Genomic DNA, 20,339 nt, shown 5'->3' with positions numbered 1-20,339 from the left:
CCCTTCGCCCATGCTGCCCAATCCACCGCTTGCGCTGCGCTTTCGCCCCGGGGCCCCCGGCGGGGCGCCTGCCCCGGCGCCCCCTGCGCCGCCCGTGGCCCCGGGCCGGTGGGGAGCGGTGGGCGCGCAGGTGCTCCGGGCGGGGCTGCTGCTGGCGGGCGTGGCCTCGGCAGCGGTGGGGCTGAAGGGCTTTTTGCTACCCAACGAGTTCATCGACGGGGGCGTGACGGGCATCGCGCTGCTGGTTAGCCAGCTGACGCACATTTCGTTGTCGCTGCTGATTGTGGTCATCAACGTGCCGTTTGTGGTGCTGGGCTACCGGCAGCTGGGGCGGGCGTTTGCGGCGCGCACGCTGGTGGCCATCCTGGCGCTGGCGGGGGCCGTGGCGGTGGTGGCGGTGCCGCCCTTCACCCACGACAAGCTGCTGATTGCCGTGTTCGGAGGCTTTTTTCTGGGGGCCGGCTCGGGGCTGGCCATGCGCGGCGGCGGCGTGCTCGACGGCACCGAAATCCTGGCCGTGTACCTCACCCGCAAGCTGCCCGCGTCCATCGGCGACATTGTGCTGGTCATCAACGTGCTAATTTTTGGCGTGGCGGCCTGGCTGCTTTCCGTTGAGACGGCGCTGTACTCGGTGCTGGCCTACCTGGCGGCGGCCAAAACCGTGGATTTTGTGCTCGTGGGCATCGAGGAATACATCGGCCTGACCATCATCTCGTTCCACAGCCCCGAAATCCGCCGGCTCATCACCGAGCGCCTGCACCGCGGCGCCACCGTCTACGAAGTCACCCAGGGCTACGGCTCGCACGGGGCCCAGCACCTGAAGGCAGAGGCCATTTTTACGGTCGTCACCCGCCTGGAAATCATGGCTTTGACTGACGAGATTAATAAAATTGACCCCCGCGCCTTTATCGTGCAGCACAGCGTGAGCGACATTAAGGGCGGGCTAATTAAAAGGCGCGCCTTGCACTAGATAACTACACAAGGAGGCTAATTAAGAAGCTGGTTTGCCACGGATAAGCTGCCCGAATAGGTTTTGTCATGCCGACGAAGGAAGCATGACAAAACCTGCGAAATCATAATAAAAAAACTTGCCTCGCCCATAAATCAACACCCCCAACCAGCAGCTTACCGATGGAAAGATGGCATCGTTTTTTGGGGGTGCGGCCGGGCGAGATGAAAGCCGTGGGGCTGTTTGCGGCCCACAATTTCCTGCTGGGCACGGGCACCATTTTGGTGTACGTGGCGGCCACGGTGCTGCTGCTGGCGCACGACCCCGCGCGTACCCTGCCGCTGGCCTACGGCGCGGGTGCCCTGGCGGCGCTGGCCGTTGGCCGGCTGTACGCCCGCGCCGAGCACCACTGGGCCCTGCAGCGGTTGGCGGGGCGGGCCCTGGCGGCGGCGGCCGTACTGGTGCTGGTGTTGGGGGCCCTGCTGCGGTGGGGGCCCTCGGTGGGGGCGGCGGTGGCCATCATGGCGGGCTACCGGCTAATTTATCTGCTGACAAGCCTGGAGTTTTGGGGAATGTCGGCGGTGGTATTTAACGTGCGGCAGGGGCGGCGGCTGTTCGGCGTCATCAGCGCCGGCGACCTGCCGGCCAAGGCCCTGGGGGCGGGGCTGGCCGTGTTTGTGCACGCCCAGCACGCGTTGTACGGGCTGCTGCTCACGGCCTTTGGGGCCTACCTGCTGGCGTTGCTGGTGCAGCGGGCCACGTTCCGGGCGCAGGCCGCGGCCCGCCCGGGGCCCCCGGCGGCGCACGGGGCCCCGGCGGCGGGAGGGCAGGCGCTGGTGCGGGCGCTGGGCCTCAGCCTGCTGGCGCTGGCGGCGGCGGCGGTGGGGGTGGAGTACCTGTTTTTGGTAAACGTGAAGTACAAGTTTCAGGGCCAGGGGCCCGTGCTGCAATACGTGGGCGGCGTGCTGGTGCTTACCTACCTGCTGGCCACGGGCCTGAAGCTGCTGTTTGCGCGCCGCGGCCTCGACTGGCTGGGGGTGCGGCGGGCGCTGCTGGTGCTGCCACTGGCGGCGCTGGCGGGCATCGGGCTGTTTGGGGTGCTGTGGGCGGCGCAGGCGGGGCCGGGCGCGCAGCTGGCGTACTTCTGCGGGCTGTACCTGGGGCTGGAAGTGCTGCGCCGGGCCGTGTTCGAGCCCGTGTTTTTGGTGCTGTTTCAGCCGCTCTCGCCGCCGGCGCGCCTGGCCGGCCACACCCAGGCCAAGGGCGTGTACGAGCCGCTGGGCCTGGCCCTGGGGGCCCTGCTGCTGGCGCTGCCCCGGGCCGCGGCGCTGGGCCAGTGGCTGCCGCTGGCTTGGATGGCCGCGCTACTGCTGGGGGCCTTGGTGTTGCTGCGCCGCGCCTATGGCCAGTACCTGAACGAGTTGCGGGGCGCGCTGGGCCTGCGCTTCGGCACCCCCGCGGAAGCCGCCGGGGCCCCCAGGGAGCCCGCCGGGGCCCCTGGCGGCCCCGTGCCTGCCGCAGCCACCGATGCCGCGGAGGCCACTGCTGCCGCCGAAGCGGCTGATGCGCCCGCCTCCGCCGCGGCCTTGCAAGCCCTGGCCCACCTGCAATACGCGGGCCCCGCCGCCCTGGCCCCCCACGCCGAGGCGCTGCTCGGCCACCCCGACGGCCGGGTGCGCGCCCGCGCCCTGGCCTTGCTGGGGCCCCGCGCCGACGTCGCCCTGCTCTGCCGCCGCGCCCTGGCCGACCCCGACCCCGCGTTGCGCGAACTGGCCGCCCGCCTGGCCGGCCCCCACCCGGCCGCCGATGCCCTGCTCGGCCACCCCGATTGGCCTGCGCGCCAGGGGGCCCTGCGCGGCCGCCTCGAAGCCGCCCCGGCCGACGCCCTGGCCCGCGCCAGCCTGGCCGCGCTGGCCGCCGATGCCGCCCCCGCCGCCCGCCTCGCGTGCCTCGCCCTGGCAGGTTTTCTAGAGCCTGGGCCGCAAGCCGAGGCCGTGGCCGCTGGCCTGCGGGGCCCCAACCCGGCGCTGGTGCAGGCCGCCGTGCGGGCCGCCGCCGCCGCGCCCACGCCCGCCGTGCTGGCGCAGCTGGTGGCCCTGCTGCACACCAAAGCCGTGCAGCCGCTGGCCGCCGCGGCCCTGGCCGGGGCGGGTGCGGCGGCCCTGCCGGTGCTGGGCGACGTGCTGGCGCGCGAAACCGACGGGCGGCGCCTGCAGCGCGTGGCGCAGGCCTGCGCCCACCAAGGCACGCCCGCCGCCCGGCAGCTGCTGGTGGCCACGGCCCAGGGTCCCCACTTGCCGGGGCGGGCGGCGGCGCTGCGGGCCCTCACCGCCTTCGCCTCTGATGGGGCCGATGCGCCGGGCTTCCAGCGCCTGGTGGAGGAGGAGCTACGCTTTGCCCAGCACCTACTGCACGGCATGGCCGCGGCCGACGCCGAGCTGCGGGCGGCCCTGCGCTACGAGCTGCGTAAGGGCCAGCAGCGCCTGTTTGGCGCCCTGGCGCAGCTGTATGAGCGCCAGCCCATCCTCGACGCGCAGCGCGGGGCGGCCCACACCGCTGGCGAGCGGCAGGCCAACGCCCTCGAAATGCTCGACAACCTGCTGCCCCGCCCGCTCTACCAGGGCCTGCAAGCCATGCTCGACGCGGGCCGACTGCGCGATAAGGTACTGGTGTTTAACGACCTGCTGGGGCCCCTGGTGGCCCCCGAGGCTCTGCCGGCGCTGGTGGTGCGCCGGGGCCTGGGTGCGTTTTCAGCCTGGACGGTGGGCGTGGCCCTGCGCCGCTGGCACCCCCAGCCGGCCACCGTGGCCCACCTCTACCCGCACCTGCTGGCCGAGGGGCTGCTGGTGCAGGAAAGCGCCCGGGCCCTGCTGCGCCAGCTGCCGGTGCTGCGCCCCGCCGCCTACGATGTATTGCTCACCGAATTTCCCGGCGCTGCCGCCCTGCTCATGGCCCCTTCCTCCGATCATTCGCCCGCCTGCGCCTCGGCCTTGGAGCGCGTGCGCCTGCTCAAGGGCACCGCCCTGTTTGCCCAAACGCCCGAAAACGTCCTGGCCGCCATCGAGCCCATCATGCGCGAAATGGCCTTCGCCCCGGGCCAGGAAATCTTCGCCAAGGGCAGCCTGGGCACCTCGCTCTTCATTGTGTGCACCGGCGAGGTGGGCATTTTCGACGGGCTGCGGCCGCTGGCCACCTTCAGCCCGGGCGACTTTTTTGGCGAGCTGGCCCTGCTCGACGCCGAGGCCCGCTCGGCCTCTGCCGTGGCCCAGGGCCCCGTGGCGGCCTTCCGCATCGACCAGGAAGATTTTTACGACGTGATGGAGGAGTGCGCCGAGGTGGGCCGCAACGTGCTGCGCGTGCTCTGCCAGCGCCTGCGCCGCCAAAACGAGAAGATGCCCCCGGTGGTGGCGTAAGGGAGTAGGGTAGGGGCTAGGGCCCCAGGCCGTTAGGGGCCAGGACACTAGGGCCCCCAGGCCGTCATGCTGAGCGCTTAATCAAGCCACTACTTCGTAAATCATCACCGGCTTGGCCTTGTGTTTTAAGCTGACTTCCTTGAGCGGGAGGCACTGGAAAGATTCCTTGACCTGCTCGAAAACGGCGGCGGTGATGATGATTTGGCCGGGGGCGGCGGCGGCTTGCAGGCGCTGGCTCAGGTTCACGGCGTCGCCGATGACGGTGTAGTCGAAGCGCTTGAGGGAGGCCGAGCCGATGTTGCCCGACACCATTTCACCGGCGTTGAGGCCGATGGAGAGCTGCGGCTGGTAGGTGCGGCCGTCGGGCAGGGTGGTGGCGTGGGCCTGCACGGCGGCGCGCACGGCCAGGGCCGCGTCCACGGCCCGGTCGAGGTGAAATTCGCCCCGGAACACGGCCATGATGGCGTCGCCGATGAACTTGTCGACGTAGCCGCCTTGGGCGATGATTTCGCGCACTGCCTGGTCGAAGTACGTGTTGAGCAGCGTCACCACGTCGGCGGGGGCCAGCACTTCGGCCAGGGCCGTAAAGCCGCAGATGTCGATGAACACCACCGTGGCCGTCACCGTTTCGCTGGCCGTGAAGGTGGTTTGGTAGTCGGGCCGCGTCATCACGTTCAGCACGGTTTCGTCCACGTACATCCGCAAAATGTTATTTTCCTGGATGGCGCGCAGCGTTTGGCGCAACTGCGCTACCTGCCGGGCCGCCTTGTCGATGGTCAGCTCCAGGTCGGCAAAGTCCACGGGCTTGCACACGAAGTCGAAGGCCCCGCGGTTCATGGCCGTGCGGATGTTGGCCATGTCGCCGTAGGCCGACACCATCACGGCCTTCGGCACGGGGTTGGCGGCGGCCAGGCGGGGCAGCAGCGCCAGCCCGTCGAGTAGGCCGGGCATGTTGATGTCGGTGAGCACCACGTCGAGCTCGGGCCACTCGCCCACCCGCGCCAGGGCCTGCTCGCCATCGCGCGCAAACCGAAACTCGTAGGCCCCTTCCCGGATTTTGCGCCGGAACCGCTGCTTGATGAGCAGCTCCAGGTCGGCCTCGTCGTCCACCACCAGTATTTTGGTTGTCATGGGGTTAGGCGGCTTGCAGCGGGGCGAGTTTCTGCCGCAGGGCGGCGAAGTTGAGCGGCTTGGTGAGGAAATCCTGGGCCCCCAGCTGCAGGGCCTGGCGGCAGCTCTCGGCGTCGCCGTAGGCCGTAATCATCATCACCGTGGGCCGGGGCCCGGCGTGGGCCAGCCGGATGCGCCGCAGCAGCTCCAGCCCGCTCATGCCGGGCATGTTGATGTCGGAGAGGATGAGCACCACCTCCGCGTAGTGGTGCGCCTGCTGCAAGTACTCCAGCGCCGCCTCGCCCGAGGGCGCGAAGGCAAAAGCCAGGGCCCCGCTGCGGATTTCGTGGCGGAAGCGCTGCTCGAACAGCAGCGGCACATCGGGCTCGTCGTCGACAACTAAAATCTTCATCATAACGGGAAAGTATAGGCCCCGCGGCGTGGCCGGTGCAGCGGTTTTCGGGCAGGGTGCAATCACGCGGTTAATATATGTAATGTAGTGAATAGTGAATGTAGTTTTTCAAATGTTGGCCCCGCCCATGCTGCCTTTGGCCCAGCGCCGGGTGCCTGTGGGGCCCAAAGCCAACCGTGGACCGCGGCTTGGGCCTACCTTTGAAGCACTTACCCCGCCGCCTGGGCCATGCTCGAAAACATTCAACGCTACTTCCGCTACTACTTGGCCCTGGTGCTGGCCACGCTGCTGGCCCTGGGCATGCACCTGGCCCCCGCCGCGCCGCTGCCCGCCGCCGCCACCGGGGGCCCCCGCCACAGCAGGGCCCCCAGCCCCGGGGCCCCGGAAAACTTTGGCACGGCCCGTAAATAGCTGCTGGTGAACAAGTAATGCCGTTGGTTTTGGGGCCCCCGGGCCCGGCCGGGGCAACTATGGGGCCCCAAACGGGGTACACAGAGCCCCAGGGCCGCCCCGGCCCGCCTTACCAACCGACGGATTTTGATGAGCAAACACACGTATGACATGGGCTTGATCGGCAACTGCGCCTTTCTGGGCCTGATCGGGACCGACACGGCCGTGCGCTGGCTCTGCTGGCCGCGCTTCGACAGCAGCTTTGTGTTCGGCAGCCTGCTCGACGACGACAAGGGCGGCGAGTACAGCATCCGGCCCGCCGACGGCGCTGCCTTCACTTCGCACCAGTACTACGAGGAAAATACCAACGTGCTCTGCACCGAGATTACCACCGCGGAAGGCAGCTACCGCGTGACGGATTTTGCGCCCCGCTTTGCCCAATACGAGCGCTACTACAAGCCGCTGATGTTTGTGCGCAAGGTGGAGCCCCTCGGCGGCACGCCCCGCGTGCGCGTGGCCTGCCGCCCGGTGGGCGACTACGGCCGCCTGCCCCTCACGCGCCGCCGCAGTTCCAACCACGTGGCCTACCTGGGCTTGGAAGAAGAAATCCGCCTCACGACCAATATTCCGCTCACCTACGTGCTCGACGAGCAGGGCTTCCTGCTGAACGAAACCAAGTACCTGGTGCTCACCTACGGGGCCCCGCTGGAGGCACCGCTGGAGAAAACGGCCGAGCAGTTTTTGCGCAGCACGCTGGCCTACTGGCGCGGCTGGGTGAAGAGCACCAGCATCGGCAACTTCCGCCAGGAGCAGGTCATCCGCTCGGCGCTGGCCCTGAAAATCCACCAGTACGAAGACACCGGGGCCATCATTGCGGCTACCACCACCAGCCTGCCCGAGGCCCCCGGCAGCACCCGCAACTGGGACTACCGCTACTGCTGGATGCGCGACACCTACTACATCCTCACGGCCTTCAACAACATTGGCCACTTCGAGGAAATGGACCGCTACTTCCAGTACATTGCCAACCTGCCGCGCCCCAAGCAGGCCCGCTACCAGCCCTTGTACGGCATCAGCGGCGAGGCCAAATTGGTGGAGCAGGAGCTGGATTTGGCCGGCTACCTGGGCAATAAGCCCGTGCGCATCGGCAACGACGCTTACACCCACATCCAGAACGACGTGTACGGGCAGGTGCTGGTGGCCCTGCTGCCGCTCTACGTCGATGCCCGCTTCCAGGACCCCACGCGCCGCGACGCCGAGCAGCTGGTAACGGACGCGTTGGAGATGATTGCCAAGACGATGGACGAGCCCGACGCTGGCCTTTGGGAGTTCCGCCACATTGCCCAGCGCCACTGCTATACCTACCTCTTCCACTGGGCCGGCAGCCACGCCGCCATCCGAGTAGCCCGCCGCCTGGGCCGCCCCGACTTGGAGGCTGAGGCCGAGCGCCTGCGCGACGTGGCCGCCGCCCACATCGAGGAGTGCTTCAGCGCCGAGCAAGGGGCCTACACCAACGCCATCGGCTCGGATAACCTCGACGCCAGCACCATCCAGCTCATCATGATGGGCTACCTCGACCCCGCCTCCGACCGGGCCCACCGCCACCTGGAGGCCCTGGAAAAGGAGCTGAAAACGCCCGAGGGCCTGTTTTACCGCTACCGCCACGAAGACGACTTCGGCACGCCCGAGACGACGTTCCTCATCTGCTCGTTCTGGTACGTGGACGCGCTGGCCTGCGTGGGCCGCGTGGACGAGGCCATCGTGGAGTTCGATAAACTAGCAGGCTACACCAACCACCTGGGCCTGCTCAGCGAAGACGTGGACGCCAAAACCGGCTCGCAGTGGGGCAACTTCCCGCAGGCCTACAGCCACGTGGGCTTGGTGAACGCCGCCTACCGCATCGCCAAAAAGCTCGATTTGCCCAACTTCATCGAAACCGTAGGCCCCCAGCGCAGCGCCGCTTCGTAAGCTAAATGTCTAACGCAAAAGGCCGTTTGGAGCACATTCCAAACGGCTTTTTGCGTTTTGTTCTGTAAGCAACGGGGCTCCAGCATTACGGACGTTTGCCCGGGGCTCCCGCCGGTGGGCCGCTGCCCGGCGCAGCAGTGCCCGGCGCGGGCGAACCTGCTGGGGCCACCGGTGCGGTGGGCGCGGTGGGCATAGCCGGTACTGGGACTGGGGCCCCTGGTGCGGGCCGGGTGGCGGCCGGCGCGGCGCCGCTGCCCTGGCTGCCGCCGCCGTTTTCGTCCAGCTTCAAGTCGTTGTTCTGCACGTTTTTGTGGGCGCGGGGCTCGGCCGTGAGCTGGCCGATACGGTAGCTGAAGTACACCTTGAAGCTGGTGATGTGCTGCACGTTGCGGCTGCTTTGGGCGAGCAGCGGGCCGCTGATTTCGGTGCGCACGGTGTTGCTGGGCGAGAAGAAGTTTTCGGCCCCGAAGCCCAGGCTGCCTTTCTTGGCGGCGAAGTCGTGCTTCAAGCTCATGCTGTACGTGGCAAAGTTGCTTTGGTAGCCTTGCAGCTGCACCTGCTGCCCTCGGTAAAAGCCAAAAACCTGCAAGCCCCAGTGCCGGGGCAATGCATAGCTGCCGTAGAGGCGGCCACTCACCACGAGGCCGGCGTTGCGGGCGGCGTAGCGGGGGTCGGGCACGTTGTTGCGCAGCACGGCGTAGTAGGCGTCCACGCTACCGTTGAGGCTGAACTTGGTGCCCACGTCCAGGTTGGCAAACACGCTGCCGCCGTAGGCGTCTTCCTGGCCCACGTTGGCGTAGGTGACGCGCACGGCCCCGGGGTAACTGGCGTCGCCGAGCGGCGTGCGCACCGATTGGATGGAGCCGGTGGTATTGCGCGCAAAGGCGCTGAAATTTAGGTTGGCTTGCTTGAGCAACGTGCTGTAGCCCAGCTCGTAGTTGTTGGTGTACTCGGGCCGCAGCTCGGGGTTGCCCTCGGTCTGAATCAGGGGGTTGGCCGCCTGCACGTTCGGGTTTAGGAACTGCAAGGAGGGGCGCTGGATGCGGCGGTTGTAGGCCAGCTTCAGCACGTTGCCGTTGCCGAGCTTGCGCAGCAAATTCACGCTGGGCACCAGGATGCCGTAGCTGGGAATATTCCCGATGGGGCCCTGGTCGTAGTCGGCCGCGATGGCGGTGTATTCGTAACGCACGCCGGGCTTCAGCGTGAAGCCTTGGGGCAGGCCCACGGTGTAGACGGCGTAGCCAGCGGCCACGTTTTGGCGGTATTGAAAGGAATTGTCGGCCTGGGAATTAGCCAATTGCCCGTAGTACGTGTAGTCGCTCTGCACGGTGCGCCGGATTTCCTTGGCGCCCACTTCCAGCAGCTGGTTGGGGCCGGTGGGGGTTTGGTAGTCCACCTGGGCCGTCAGTTCCTGGTTCGAGCTGCGGTTGTCGTTGCCCGACGCGCCAAGTTGGGCCGCGTAGGAGGCCGCGAAGGTGTCGTTGTTGAAGGCGAAGGTGCGGTTGTTGCGGCTCAGCAGCGCCACTGCGCTCAGCTCGCGCTGCGGCACGTCGTAGGCGTGGGTGTAGCTCAGGCTCGCGTCGATGGTGCCCGAGTCGTCGGTGGTTTTTACGTTGCGCACCGAGGTGGTTGGGGGCCCCGGCGAGGCCAGGGCGGCGGTAGTCGTGGCCAGCGCGTCTTGGTAGTTGGTGGCGTTGCGGGTGCCGTAGGTGAGCGTGGCCGCCAGCGAGTTGCGCTTATCGAGGTCGTAGTCCCAGCCCAGCGTGTAGCGGCCGAACAGCTGGTTCTGGCGCGTGTCGGCGGCCTGCGTGGTGCGGGTTTGGCGGCCCGTGGCGGGGTCGGTGGTCAGCTGGCCGTTGGTGAAGCTGCCGGGCGTGTTGTAGCCCGCGCGCCCGAAGCCGCCCAGGGCGAAGCCCATGCGGCCGGTGCGGTAGCCGCCGTTCAGGTTCAGGGTGCCCGAGCGGGTGCCGCCGCTGCCGTCCAGGCTCAGCTGGCCGCCGCGCAGGGTATTGGTTTTGGTGACGATGTTGATGATGCCGCCCGAGCCCTCGGCGTCGTACTTGGCCGAGGGCGACGTGATGACCTCCACCGTCTTGATCTGGTCGGCCGGAATCTGCCGCAGCCCGTCGGCCACGCTGTTGGCCATGATGGTCGAGGGCTTGTTGTTGATCAGGACTTTGATGTTTTGGTTGCCGCGCAGGCTCACGTTGCCGTCGAGGTCCACGCTCAGCAGGGGCACCCGCTTGAGCACGTCGGTGGCGTCGCCGCCGCGGGTGGTCTGGTCGTTTTCGGCGTGGTACACCGTGCGGTCCACCCGTTCTTCCACCAGCGCCTGGCGGGCCGTCACCACTACTTCGCCCAGTTTTTGGGCCGCGGCCACCAGCGGCAGGGCCCCCAGGGCCACGGGGCCCCCATCGGCCGGCACCACCACGCCCGGCCGCACCAAATCCTGGTAGCCTAGGAAGCTGACGCGCACGGTGTAGGTGCCCGGCGGCACGCCCGGTAACGCAAACTGCCCGTCGCGGCCGCACACGCCGCCGCTTACGGGCGCGCCGGCTGCGTCCAGCACCGCCACCGAGGCATAGCCAATGGGCTGGCCGGTGGCGGCATCGGCCACGGTGCCGGTTAGGGCCCCGGCGGTGCGGCCGGGCGGGAGCGAGCCGGGGCCCCGCGCGGGGCCCTGCTGGCCGTGGCTAAGCAGAACATTGCCGGCCAGTGCCGTGGTCAGCAGTAGGCGGGTGAGGGTAATCCTTGGGGGCATATAGACGGGCGATGCAGTAACTACCCAAGGGCGTGGCCGGCAGTAAAAAGGTTGTTTCACTTTTTGCTCATAATGCCAGGAATTTGTTTTTAGCGCGGCGCACGGTTGGGCTTTAAAAAAATAAAACCCCGGCTGCCGAAGCAACCGGGGTTTCAAAGCAATAGGGCTGGGGCCCCTGCGAGTGACCGACCGACAAGGCCTGGCAGCGCCTGCTTGGCCAACCTTTAGCCGCCGCTGCTCTGGCCGCCCCCGCCACCCTTAATGTCGTCGTTGCGGATGCTTTTGCGCTGGCGCGTGGACTGCTGCGCCTGCCCGAAGCGGTAGGTGAAGCCCAGCCGAAATTGCCGCTGCTGATTGGTGTAGCGGCTGTTCTGCGAGAAGGTAGGCGTGGCCGTTTCGTAAGCAAACGTGCGCTGCGCTGAGAAGGGGTACTGGGCGTTGAACGATACGTCGGCGCGGCCCTTGAGCAGCGTTTGGCGCAAGCCCAGGCCGTAGAAGATGAAGCCGCTGTTGCGCCCTTGCAGCGTGGGCCGCGACAAACTGTGGTACAGGTTGCCCTGCAGCGTCAGCGTCTTGGTGGCCTTGTAGGAGGTGTTGACGTTGTAGTTGCCGGCGAACCCGCTCCGCGTCAGGCTCAGGGCCGTGCTGCGCAGCATCAGGTACTCCAGGTTGCCGCCCATGCTGAGGCTCCACTTTTCGGTGGGCTTGGCCGAAACGTAGCCGTTGAGCTGGAAGGCGGTGTTGCTGGCCACGTTGGCACTGGTTTCCAGGATCAGGTTGGCGGCGGGCACAATCTCGTCGGGCACGGGCAGCAGCGGCTGGGTGCTGGAAAAGCTCACCTGCTCGATGGAGTTGCCCGTGCGCAGTACCGACAGCGCGATGTTGAAGGACGTCGTTTTGATGAAGTTGTTGTAGCTCAGCTCCACCGAGTGCGTCAGCTCGGGGTCGAGGTTGGGGTTGCCGTAGGAGTAGCTGATGGGGTTGCTGCGGTTGACGTAGGGGTTGAGGTAGTAGATGTAGGGGCGGCTGATGCGGCGGCTGTAGGCCAGGCGCAGGCTGCTGGTTTTGCTCAGCTCGTAGCTCAGGTTGGCGTTGGGCAGCGGCGTGACGTAGCTGCGGTAGGGGATGCCGGTGTTGGTGTTGGCAAACTCAGCCCAGAGGCCCGTGCGCTCCACGCGGCCGCCCAGGCCCAGGTGCAGCTTCGCGGTGGGGTTGAAGTTGTAGGTGGCGTAGGCGCCCTCCACGTCCTGCCGGTAATCAAACGAGGTGCCGCGGAACCGGGAAGTGGCAAAATCGGCGGCCCGGCCCGGAAACAGCGTGTCGACTTGCGCCTGCGAGCCGGTGAGGCGCAAAATGCCCTTCACGCCAAATTCCAGGGTTTTCTTCTCGCCCAGGGGCAGGGTGTAGTCGCTTTGCAGCGTGTACTCGTGGCCCGGCAGGCGGGTGAGGCTGCGCTCGCGGTAGCTGGCCTGGCCCACGTCGAGCGGCTGCTCGGAGTTGTTGAACTGGTTGAACTCGTAGCCGTTGCGGTTGCCGTTGTAGGCGTACTGCAAGATGTTGCTCCACTCGCGGCGCTCTTGCTTATAAGTGCGGGTGTAGGTGCCGGTCACCTCCGCGTTGCCGCCGTTGTAGGTCGAGCGGGTGTCGCGCAGGAACAGGGCCCCGAAGCCCGGCAGCGGCGTGGTGTAGCGGTTGAGGTTGCCCGACTGGCTGGCGCCGCCGTAGCTGAAAAACGAGCCGTTGAGCGAGAGGCTGTGGTGCTCGGCGGGGTCGTAATCGAGGCCCAGCGAGCCCGAGCCGTAGTAGCCGGTGTTGCTGCCGCTGCCGTTCTGGCGCAGCGTGTCGTTGCGGGTGCTGCGGTAGGTTACCTGCTCGCTATTCGACGAGCTGCGGTTGTTGTAGTTCAGCCCGCCGTTGGCCGAGGAGGTGAAATTGAACTTGCCCTGGCGGAAGTTGAGCGAGCCGTTACCGTTGCTGCCGCGGCTGCCGGCGTTGGCCCCCACCGTGCCGTTGAGGCCCTGCTTGGCACCCTTTTTCAGCACAATGTTGATGATGCCGGCCGTGCCCTCACCGTCGTACTTGGCCGGCGGCGTGGTAATTACTTCCACCGATTTAATCTGGTCGGCCGGAATGCTCTTGAGGGCTTCCTTCAAGTTGGCGGCCAGCGTGGGCGAGGGCTTGTTATTAATCAGCACCTTGAAGTTGCTGTTGCCGCGCATCGTCACGTTGTCGTCGCCGTCGATGGCCAGCAGCGGGGCCTTGCGCAGCACGTCCTGGGCGGTGCCGCCGGCGTTGGTCACGTCCTGCTCGGCGTTGTACACCAGGCGGTCGGGCTTCACTTCCATCAGCGGCCGCTGGGCCACCACCACCGCCTCGCCCAGCCGCTGGGCCGTGGCCGGCAGCCGGATGGGGCCCAGCGCCAGGGCCCCGTTGGCCACCGTCACGGCCTGGGTGCGCACGCCGTAGCCCACAAAGCTGACGCGGAGCCGGTAGCTGCCCGCGGGCACTTTCGTCAGCGCAAAGTGGCCCTGCTCGTCGGCCGATTGCCCCGCGACGGTTTTCTCCGACGGGGCCGGCGGCAGCAGCACCACTGTGGCAAACGGCACCGGCTGCCGCGTGAGCGAATCGAGCACCGTGCCCGTCACCGAGCCGCTGCCCGGCGCGGGGGCCTGGGCCGCCGCCCGCTGGCCGAGCAGTATAAAAAACAGCAACGGCAGCAGCCGGCAACCCACAACGGAAAAATGTTTCATAGAAGGAAGGAAGAGAACGGCTTAAGGAGACAAAGTGGACCCAGTTAGTTGCAGCCCAGATGCCCTCTTAGCTGCCAAAGGTAAACGCCGCCGGTAGTTGCAATGATATATTTCCTTGGTTTAATTTTAACAGAACTTCATGCTGATTAGGCTGATTAGGCTGCGTAGGTAGCGAGTAATGAGCCCGCAATTGCGCGCCCCTGCCTGGGGCCTAATAATTGGCAAGGAAGCCCCATCTTGCCCCGTAGCGCTGGTCCCCTGCCACCTCGTTTTCTGCAATTTCTGACCCCATGCCCACCCCAGCCCTTTCCATTCGCCCGTTTGTTGGCGCCCGAGATTTTGCCGTTTCGCGCCGCTTCTACCGCGCCTTCGGCTTCACCGAAACGATTGTCTCACCGGCCCTGTCCTATTTCGCGCTACCGGGCGCCGGCTTTTATTTGCAGGACGCCTACGTGCAAGATTGGGTTGACAACACCATGCTGTTTCTGGAAGTGGCGGACGTGGAGCAGTTTTGGGCGGAGCTAACGGCGCTGGACTTGCCCGGCCAGTGCGAGGGCGTCCGCCTCGTGCCCATCCGGCAGGAAGCTTGGGGCAAGGAGGGGTTCGTCCACGACCCTTCCGGCGTGCTGTGGCACATCGGCGAGTTCAATAAAGGACAGTGAATTGGCTAAGGCGGCGCCTGCTTGCCCCGGGGACGGCACGGCCCTATCAAACCAGGAACTGCCGCTATTCGCCACGCACGCGGACTAAGGAATTAGGGCCCCCACCGGCCCAGGTGCGCCGGGGCCGGTGGGGGCCCTAAACAAAAACAGCGTGGCCCCAACCGATTGGTTGGGGCCACGCTGTTTCGTACGGCTGCGTTTGCGTAATCAGTTACAAAAGCAAACAGCTACCGTTTTATTTTGTAACTGACTGACAATAAGAGTAAAATTCATCAGCTAATGGCTCAGTGCCTAGAGCAGCTTGCGGAGTAATTCGCGCACCGCTGGCACGCCCGGTAGGTGGAAGCGGGCGCGCGAGCGGGCCCCGGTGCCCACCCGGATGGTGTAGGCCGCGTCGGGCAGGGCCCGGAAGGTGTCTTCGTCGGTGCGGTCGTCGCCGAGGGCCATTACAAAATCGGCTGGGTACTGGGCCAGCCAGCGGCTGGCGGCGGCCCCCTTGTGGATGCCGGCGTTCTTGATTTCGATGACCTTATTGCCCTCCATTACCTGCAAGTCGGTGTTCGAGGTCATGAAGGTGAGGTGGGTGAGCAGCTCGCGGGCGCGCACGGCCCCCAGGTCGGCGTCGGCGCGTCGGTAGTGCCACACCAGCGAGTAGTCCTTTACCTCCACAAACGAGCCGGCGGTGCGGGCCACGTACAGATCGAGCACCGGGCGCATTTCGCGCATCCAGTCGTTGTTCAGGGCCTGAAACAGCTCCCACTCCTGGCCGGCCGGGCGCAGCCACACGCCGTGCTCGGCAATGAAGTCGATGGGCAGGTCGCCGAGCCACTTTTGCAGCGTGGTCCGGTCGCGCCCACTGATGACGACCACCCGGTTCTGGGGGTTGTCGGCGAGGGCCCGCAGCAGCAGGCGCAGCTCAAAGTCGGGCTCGGCGCGCTGGGGATCGGGGTGGAAGCTGGTCAGGGTGCCGTCGTAGTCGAGCAGCAGCAAGCGCCGGGGCGCGGCACGGTAGTCGGCCACCAGCCGGTCGATGGTGTTGGGGCTCAGGAAATCGGTGGCCATTGTGTGCTGCTTCATCTTGCTGTAGGTGAGCTGGTTCATGAACAGCTTCGTCCACGAAAACACGTTGTAGCGCTTCACCAGGGCCCGCATGGCGTCGAGGCGCTGGGCCTGCTCATCCTCGGGCATCACCAGGGCCTGGTGCAGGGCCTCGGCATGGCCCACCAGGTCGGTAGGGTTGATGAGCAGGGCATCGGAGAGTTCGCGCGCCGCGCCGGCCCGCTCGCTGAGGATGAGCACGCCGTGGCCGTCGGCCTTGCTGGCGATGTATTCCTTGGCTACCAAGTTCATGCCGTCGCGCACGGGCGTCACCAGCGCCACTTCGGCCAGGCGGTAGAGGGAGGCCAGCTCCTCAAGCGGAAACGAGCGGTAGAAGTAGTGGATGGGGTTCCAGCCGATGGTGCGGTACTGGGCGTTGATGCGGCCCACCAGCTCGTCAATTTCCTGCTTCAGCGATGCGTACTGCGCTACTTGGTCGCGCGAGGGCACCACCACCATGATCAAGCTCACCTGGCCCACCCACTCGGGGTAGCGCATCAAGAGTTGCTCGAAGGCCAGCAGGCGCTGGGCAATGCCCTTGGTGTAGTCGAGCCGGTCGATGGAGAGCACCACGCGGCTCGTGCCCAGGGCCTGGCGGTAGACGGCTTCGTGCTGAATGGCTTCTTCGGAGGCCGCGGCCTTCACAAACCGCTCGTAGTCAATGCCCATCGGGAAAGCATCGACGAGCACCGTGCGGGTAGGCGTTTCAATCAGCCCGTTGGTGGTGGTGTGGCCCAGCAGGTGCGTTACGGCGCTGAGGAAGTGCCGCATGTAGCCAAAGGTGTGGAAGCCCACGAGGTCGGCCCCGAGCAGGCCGAGTAGCAGCTCGGTACGCCAGGGCAGCACCCGCAGCAGCTCGTAGGAAGGGAAGGGGATGTGCAGGAAGAAGCCGATGGTGGCCTCGGGCCGGGCCGCGCGCAGCATGGCCGGCAGCAGCATCAGCTGGTAGTCGTGCACCCAAATCGTGTCTTCGGGGCCCGCCTGGGCCAGCACGGCCTGGCAGAACTTCTCGTTCACGGCCACGTAGGCGGCCCAGTGGGCGGGCTCATAGGTGGCAAACTGCGGGAAGTAGTGGAAGGTGGGCCAGAGCGTGGAGTTGCTGAAGCCCTCGTAATAATCTAATATTTCGGATTCCGTGAGGAACACCGGGGCCATGCTGTCGCCCCGCAAAGCCTCGGTGATGTACTGCTCTTCGGTGGCATCTTCTAGAAATAGGCCCGGCCAGCCCACCCACACATTGCCTTCCTGGCGGTAGATGGATCCCAGGCCCGTGGCCAGGCCGCCTTCGCTGGGCTGAAAGGTGAGGCCGTCGTCGGTGCGTTGTACTTTGGTGGGGAGGCGGTTAGAAACAATAATTGTTCTGGGCATGCGGGGTGTGCGGATGGTAGAATCCGATGGTATACGGGGATAACACCAAAAACGGGGCATTCGGCTCACTGCTTCCTCATATTTCGGCCCCCGGGGCCCCCGCGCCCCGGCCAGCCGCCGGCCCCCCAAACCCGCCCAACCGCGCCCCGCCCCAGGCCCCAGCGGCGCGTAGGGCCCTGGGGCCGGCAATTATTCTGGCCGGCAATTTGTATAGTATACCAATGTTATCCTTTCACTTTTAACTGACGCGCTCCGGCGCTTATCGATATGAAAGCTAAATCCATGTTGTTCGTTTTGGGGCTGTTTGTGGTGCTGCTCAGCGGCTGTACCGCTTCCGTCGGGGCCGGCGGCTACTACGGCGGTGGCGGCTACGGCGGGCCCGGTTACTACGGGGCCCCCGGCTACGGCTACGGGGCCCCTGGCTACTACGCGCGGCGGCCTTACTACGCCCCGCGCCCCAACGTCATCGTGGTGCCTAACCGGGGCGGTGCCTACCGCGGCGGCCACGGCCACTACAGCGACGGCCGCGGCAACGGCAACCCCCGCGCCGGCTTCAACGGCGGCCCCCGTGGCGGCTTTGGGGGCGGCGGCCCCCGCGGCGGCTTTGGCGGGCGGGGCGGCCGCGGGCGCTAGCCCAGGGCGCTTTTAAGAATAGTATTGAACGGCCGCGGTGGGAGCAATTCCCGCCGCGGCCGTTTGCGTGGGGTGCCGCGGTGCTTGATGAGCATGCGCTTTGCTACGCTTCAGCCGCTGCCGCAAGCCGCGCGGTGGTCCCGGCGGTCAAAAAGTAGGGCCCCAGAGCCAGATGCCGGGGCCCCACTTGCGTATGGGAAAGTCGCGCCGCCGCTACCCGCCGGCTCGTTTTTGCTCTGCTGTGTATGGCCAATTCTTCCCAAAAAACTAACCATGAGCCGCTTGCCGGCTACGTAACCGTGCGCGGCGCCCGCGAGCACAACCTGCAAAACGTGGACGTGGACATCCCGCGCGACGCGCTGGTGGTGTTCACCGGCGTGTCGGGGTCGGGCAAGTCCAGCCTGGCCTTTGGCACGCTCTACGCCGAGGCCCAGCGCCGCTACCTCGAGTCGGTGTCGCCCTACGCGCGGCGCCTGTTCCACCAAATGGCGGTGCCCGAGGTGGACCGCATCGACGGGCTGCCGCCGGCCGTGGCGTTGCAGCAGCAGCGCGGGGCCCCCAGCACCCGCTCGTCGGTGGGCTCGGTCACCACGCTCGCCAACCTGCTGCGGATGCTGTACTCGCGGGCCGGTGATTATCCTAAGGGCCAAGGTATTGTGTACGCCGAGGGCTTTTCGCCCAACACGCCCGAGGGCGCCTGCCCCACCTGCCACGGCCTGGGCCGCGTGTACGAAGTGACCGAGCAAACCATGGTGCCCGACCCCACGCTCACCATCCGCGAGCGGGCCATTGCGGCGTGGCCCCAGGCTTGGGGCGGCCAAAACCAGCGCGACATCCTCGTGACGCTGGGCTACGACGTGGACACGCCCTGGCAGGACTTGCCCCAAAAGGACCGCGACTGGATCCTGTTCACCGACGAGCAGCCCGTGGTACCCGTGTACCCCGGCTACTCGCCCGAGCAGACCCAGCGGGCCCTCAAGCGCAAGGAGCCGCCCAACTACATGGGCACCTTCACGGGCGTGAAGCGGCACGTGCTGCACACCTTCGCCACCACCCAAAGCGCCCTGATGAAGAAGCGCGTGGCCCAGTACATGCTCAGCCAGGAGTGCCCCACCTGCCACGGCAAGCGCCTGCGCCAGGAGGCCCTGGCCGTGACCTTCGCTGGGCTCGACATTGCCGATTTCTCACGCCTGCCCCTCAAGCGCCTGGCCGACGTGCTGGGGCCCTACGCCGACGCCAAGGCGCTGAGCAAGAAGGCTGAAGCCGCCGCGCCGGAGAAGGCCATCGTCACGCAGCGCATCGCCGCTGACTTGGTGGCCCGCCTGGCCGTGTTGCTCGATTTGGGCCTGGGCTACCTGTCGCTGGAGCGCGGCACGCCCACGCTCTCGCCCGGCGAGCTGCAGCGGCTGCGGCTCGCCACCCAGCTGTATTCCAACCTGTTCGGGGTGGTGTACGTGCTCGACGAGCCCTCCGCCGGCCTGCACCCGGCCGACACCGAGGCGCTGCTCGCGGCCCTGGCCGGCCTGAAAAAAGCGGGCAATTCGCTGTTCGTGGTCGAGCACAACCTCGACGTGGTGCGCCAGGCCGACTGGCTCGTGGACGTGGGGCCCCAGGCCGGGGCCCTGGGCGGCCGCATCCTCTACAGCGGCCCACCCGCTGGCCTGGCCGCCGTGGCCGAGTCGCAAACCCGCCGCTACCTCTTTGACGCTACGAAGCCCGCGCTGCCCGCGCCGCGCCCGGCCGCCGGCTGGCTGCAATTGCGCGGCGTCACGCGCCACAACCTTAGCAACCTGGACGTTGACTTTCCGTTGGGCGTCTTCACGGCCGTCACGGGCGTGTCGGGCTCGGGCAAATCCAGCCTCGTGAGCCAGGTGCTGGTGGAGCTGGTGGCCGCCCAGCTCGGCCAGGCCCTGCCTGCCGAAGACGAGGAAGGCGACCCGCTGGAGCGCGCCGCGCCCGAGGCCACCGGCGGCCACTTGGCCCAGGGCCTGGCCGGCATCCGCCGCTTGGTGCAGGTAGACCAGCGCCCCATCGGCCGTACGCCGCGCTCCAACCTGGCCACCTACACGGGCCTGTTCGACCCCGTGCGGCAGCTGTTCGCCGCCACCCCCGAGGCCAAGAAGCGGCGCTACGACGCCGGCCGCTTCTCGTTCAACGTGGCCAAGGGGCGCTGCGAAAACTGCCAGGGCGAAGGCTTCGTGATGGTGGAGCTGTTGTTTTTGCCCAGCGTGTACGCGCCCTGCCCGGTGTGCCACGGGGCCCGCTACAACGAGAAAACGCTGGAAATCAAGTACCAGGGCAAAAGCATTGCCGACGTGCTGGGCCTGACCGTGGACGACGCCTGGGCCTTCTTCTCGGAAGACGCCACCGTGCGCCGGCCCCTCACCGTGCTGCGCGACGTGGGCCTGGGCTACCTGCGCCTCGGGCAGCCCGCCACCGAGCTCAGCGGCGGCGAGGCCCAGCGCGTGAAGCTCGCCACCGAGCTGCAGCGCCCCGCCCGCGGCCACACCCTCTACGTGCTCGACGAGCCCACCACCGGCCTGCACCCCTCCGACGTGGAGCGCCTGCTCCTGCAACTCAACGCCCTGGTCGTAGCCGGCAACACGGTGGTGGTGGTGGAGCACGAAATGCGCGTCATCGCCGCCGCCGACTGGCTCATCGACATCGGCCCCGGCGCCGGCGACGAGGGCGGCAAAGTGGTCATCGCCGCGCCCCCGGCCGACGTGGCCGGGGCCCCCGCCAGCCGCATTGCGCCGTACCTGGCGCGGTTCCTATCAGGGTAGGGCAAGTCGCCAAAGTGGAGTTAAAAGTTGAGGGTTAAAAGT

12 protein-coding genes are annotated in these 20,339 nt (G+C 67.0%); 7 read left to right on the top strand and 5 right to left on the bottom strand.

The features are described from left to right. The first annotated feature begins 10 nt into the window (after positions 1-10). Positions 11-970: a YitT family protein gene (locus EAH73_RS00230; protein ID WP_140464304.1), complete on the top strand. Its 960-nt coding sequence runs from the start codon at positions 11-13 to the stop codon at positions 968-970. 161 nt (positions 971-1,131) lie between these two features. After that, positions 1,132-4,362: a cyclic nucleotide-binding domain-containing protein gene (locus EAH73_RS23275; RefSeq protein WP_170214064.1), complete on the top strand. Its 3,231-nt coding sequence runs from the start codon at positions 1,132-1,134 to the stop codon at positions 4,360-4,362. A gap of 81 nt (positions 4,363-4,443) precedes the next feature. On the opposite strand, the gene EAH73_RS00220 is transcribed toward EAH73_RS23275, so the two are convergent. Both EAH73_RS00220 and EAH73_RS00215 read right to left on the bottom strand, forming a co-directional pair. Beyond that, positions 4,444-5,493 (bottom strand): adenylate/guanylate cyclase domain-containing protein, encoded by a 1,050-nt coding sequence (locus EAH73_RS00220; RefSeq protein ID WP_140464303.1) that lies wholly within the window; start codon positions 5,491-5,493, stop codon positions 4,444-4,446. Between the two features lie 4 nt (positions 5,494-5,497). Then, entirely contained in the window at positions 5,498-5,884 is a 387-nt protein-coding gene (locus EAH73_RS00215; protein WP_140465255.1) for a response regulator, read from the bottom strand. 228 nt (positions 5,885-6,112) lie between these two features. Between EAH73_RS00215 and EAH73_RS00210 the strand changes: the two genes are divergently transcribed. Both EAH73_RS00210 and EAH73_RS00205 read left to right on the top strand, forming a co-directional pair. Beyond that, complete coding sequence (locus EAH73_RS00210) at positions 6,113-6,295, top strand: hypothetical protein (RefSeq protein ID WP_140464302.1); 183 nt, start codon at positions 6,113-6,115, stop codon at positions 6,293-6,295. Between the two features lie 129 nt (positions 6,296-6,424). Continuing rightward, positions 6,425-8,242 carry a glycoside hydrolase family 15 protein gene (locus EAH73_RS00205; protein ID WP_140465254.1) on the top strand — a complete coding sequence of 606 codons (1,818 nt, stop codon included), beginning with the start codon at positions 6,425-6,427 and terminating at the stop codon, positions 8,240-8,242. 85 nt (positions 8,243-8,327) lie between these two features. On the opposite strand, the gene EAH73_RS00200 is transcribed toward EAH73_RS00205, so the two are convergent. Together EAH73_RS00200 and EAH73_RS00195 are read right to left on the bottom strand one after the other, a co-directional pair. Continuing rightward, complete coding sequence (locus tag EAH73_RS00200; protein ID WP_140464301.1) at positions 8,328-11,003, bottom strand: TonB-dependent receptor domain-containing protein; 2,676 nt, start codon at positions 11,001-11,003, stop codon at positions 8,328-8,330. 224 nt (positions 11,004-11,227) lie between these two features. Beyond that, complete coding sequence (locus EAH73_RS00195; RefSeq protein WP_140464300.1) at positions 11,228-13,753, bottom strand: outer membrane beta-barrel family protein; 2,526 nt, start codon at positions 13,751-13,753, stop codon at positions 11,228-11,230. Between the two features lie 290 nt (positions 13,754-14,043). Between EAH73_RS00195 and EAH73_RS00190 the strand changes: the two genes are divergently transcribed. Then, on the top strand, positions 14,044-14,415 hold the full coding sequence (locus EAH73_RS00190) for a glyoxalase (RefSeq protein WP_140464299.1): 372 nt from the start codon (positions 14,044-14,046) through the stop codon (positions 14,413-14,415). Positions 14,416-14,706: 291 nt separating this feature from the next. Here EAH73_RS00190 and EAH73_RS00185 read toward each other — a convergent pair whose 3' ends face one another. Further along, the gene (locus tag EAH73_RS00185) at positions 14,707-16,881 is read right to left on the bottom strand and encodes a bifunctional alpha,alpha-trehalose-phosphate synthase (UDP-forming)/trehalose-phosphatase (protein ID WP_140464298.1); all 2,175 of its coding nucleotides are present in this window, start codon (positions 16,879-16,881) and stop codon (positions 14,707-14,709) included. 267 nt (positions 16,882-17,148) lie between these two features. Here EAH73_RS00185 and EAH73_RS23445 point away from each other — a divergent pair, with 267 nt between their 5' ends. Then, positions 17,149-17,514, top strand: coding sequence for a hypothetical protein (locus EAH73_RS23445; RefSeq protein WP_205012943.1), 366 nt, complete (start codon positions 17,149-17,151; stop codon positions 17,512-17,514). A gap of 245 nt (positions 17,515-17,759) precedes the next feature. Next, complete coding sequence (uvrA, locus tag EAH73_RS00175) at positions 17,760-20,297, top strand: excinuclease ABC subunit UvrA (protein WP_140464297.1); 2,538 nt, start codon at positions 17,760-17,762, stop codon at positions 20,295-20,297. The last annotated feature ends 42 nt before the right edge of the window (positions 20,298-20,339 follow it).

Source organism: Hymenobacter nivis, from assembly GCF_006439025.1.
Classification (GTDB): Bacteria; Bacteroidota; Bacteroidia; order Cytophagales; family Hymenobacteraceae; genus Hymenobacter; species Hymenobacter nivis_A.
The sequence above is the reverse complement of the archived record's forward strand: the minus strand, read 5'-3'. Positions and strand labels throughout refer to the sequence as shown.

Coding starts and splice junctions, on each gene's coding strand:
- EAH73_RS00200 (WP_140464301.1), bottom strand. CDS start 11,003: ATGCCCCCAAGGATTACCCTCACCCGCCTACTGCTGACCACGGCACTG.
- EAH73_RS00220 (WP_140464303.1), bottom strand. CDS start 5,493: ATGACAACCAAAATACTGGTGGTGGACGACGAGGCCGACCTGGAGCTG.
- EAH73_RS00215 (WP_140465255.1), bottom strand. CDS start 5,884: ATGAAGATTTTAGTTGTCGACGACGAGCCCGATGTGCCGCTGCTGTTC.
- EAH73_RS00185 (WP_140464298.1), bottom strand. CDS start 16,881: ATGCCCAGAACAATTATTGTTTCTAACCGCCTCCCCACCAAAGTACAA.
- EAH73_RS00210 (WP_140464302.1), top strand. CDS start 6,113: ATGCTCGAAAACATTCAACGCTACTTCCGCTACTACTTGGCCCTGGTG.
- EAH73_RS00190 (WP_140464299.1), top strand. CDS start 14,044: ATGCCCACCCCAGCCCTTTCCATTCGCCCGTTTGTTGGCGCCCGAGAT.
- EAH73_RS00230 (WP_140464304.1), top strand. CDS start 11: ATGCTGCCCAATCCACCGCTTGCGCTGCGCTTTCGCCCCGGGGCCCCC.
- uvrA (WP_140464297.1), top strand. CDS start 17,760: ATGGCCAATTCTTCCCAAAAAACTAACCATGAGCCGCTTGCCGGCTAC.
- EAH73_RS00195 (WP_140464300.1), bottom strand. CDS start 13,753: ATGAAACATTTTTCCGTTGTGGGTTGCCGGCTGCTGCCGTTGCTGTTT.
- EAH73_RS23445 (WP_205012943.1), top strand. CDS start 17,149: ATGAAAGCTAAATCCATGTTGTTCGTTTTGGGGCTGTTTGTGGTGCTG.
- EAH73_RS00205 (WP_140465254.1), top strand. CDS start 6,425: ATGAGCAAACACACGTATGACATGGGCTTGATCGGCAACTGCGCCTTT.
- EAH73_RS23275 (WP_170214064.1), top strand. CDS start 1,132: ATGGAAAGATGGCATCGTTTTTTGGGGGTGCGGCCGGGCGAGATGAAA.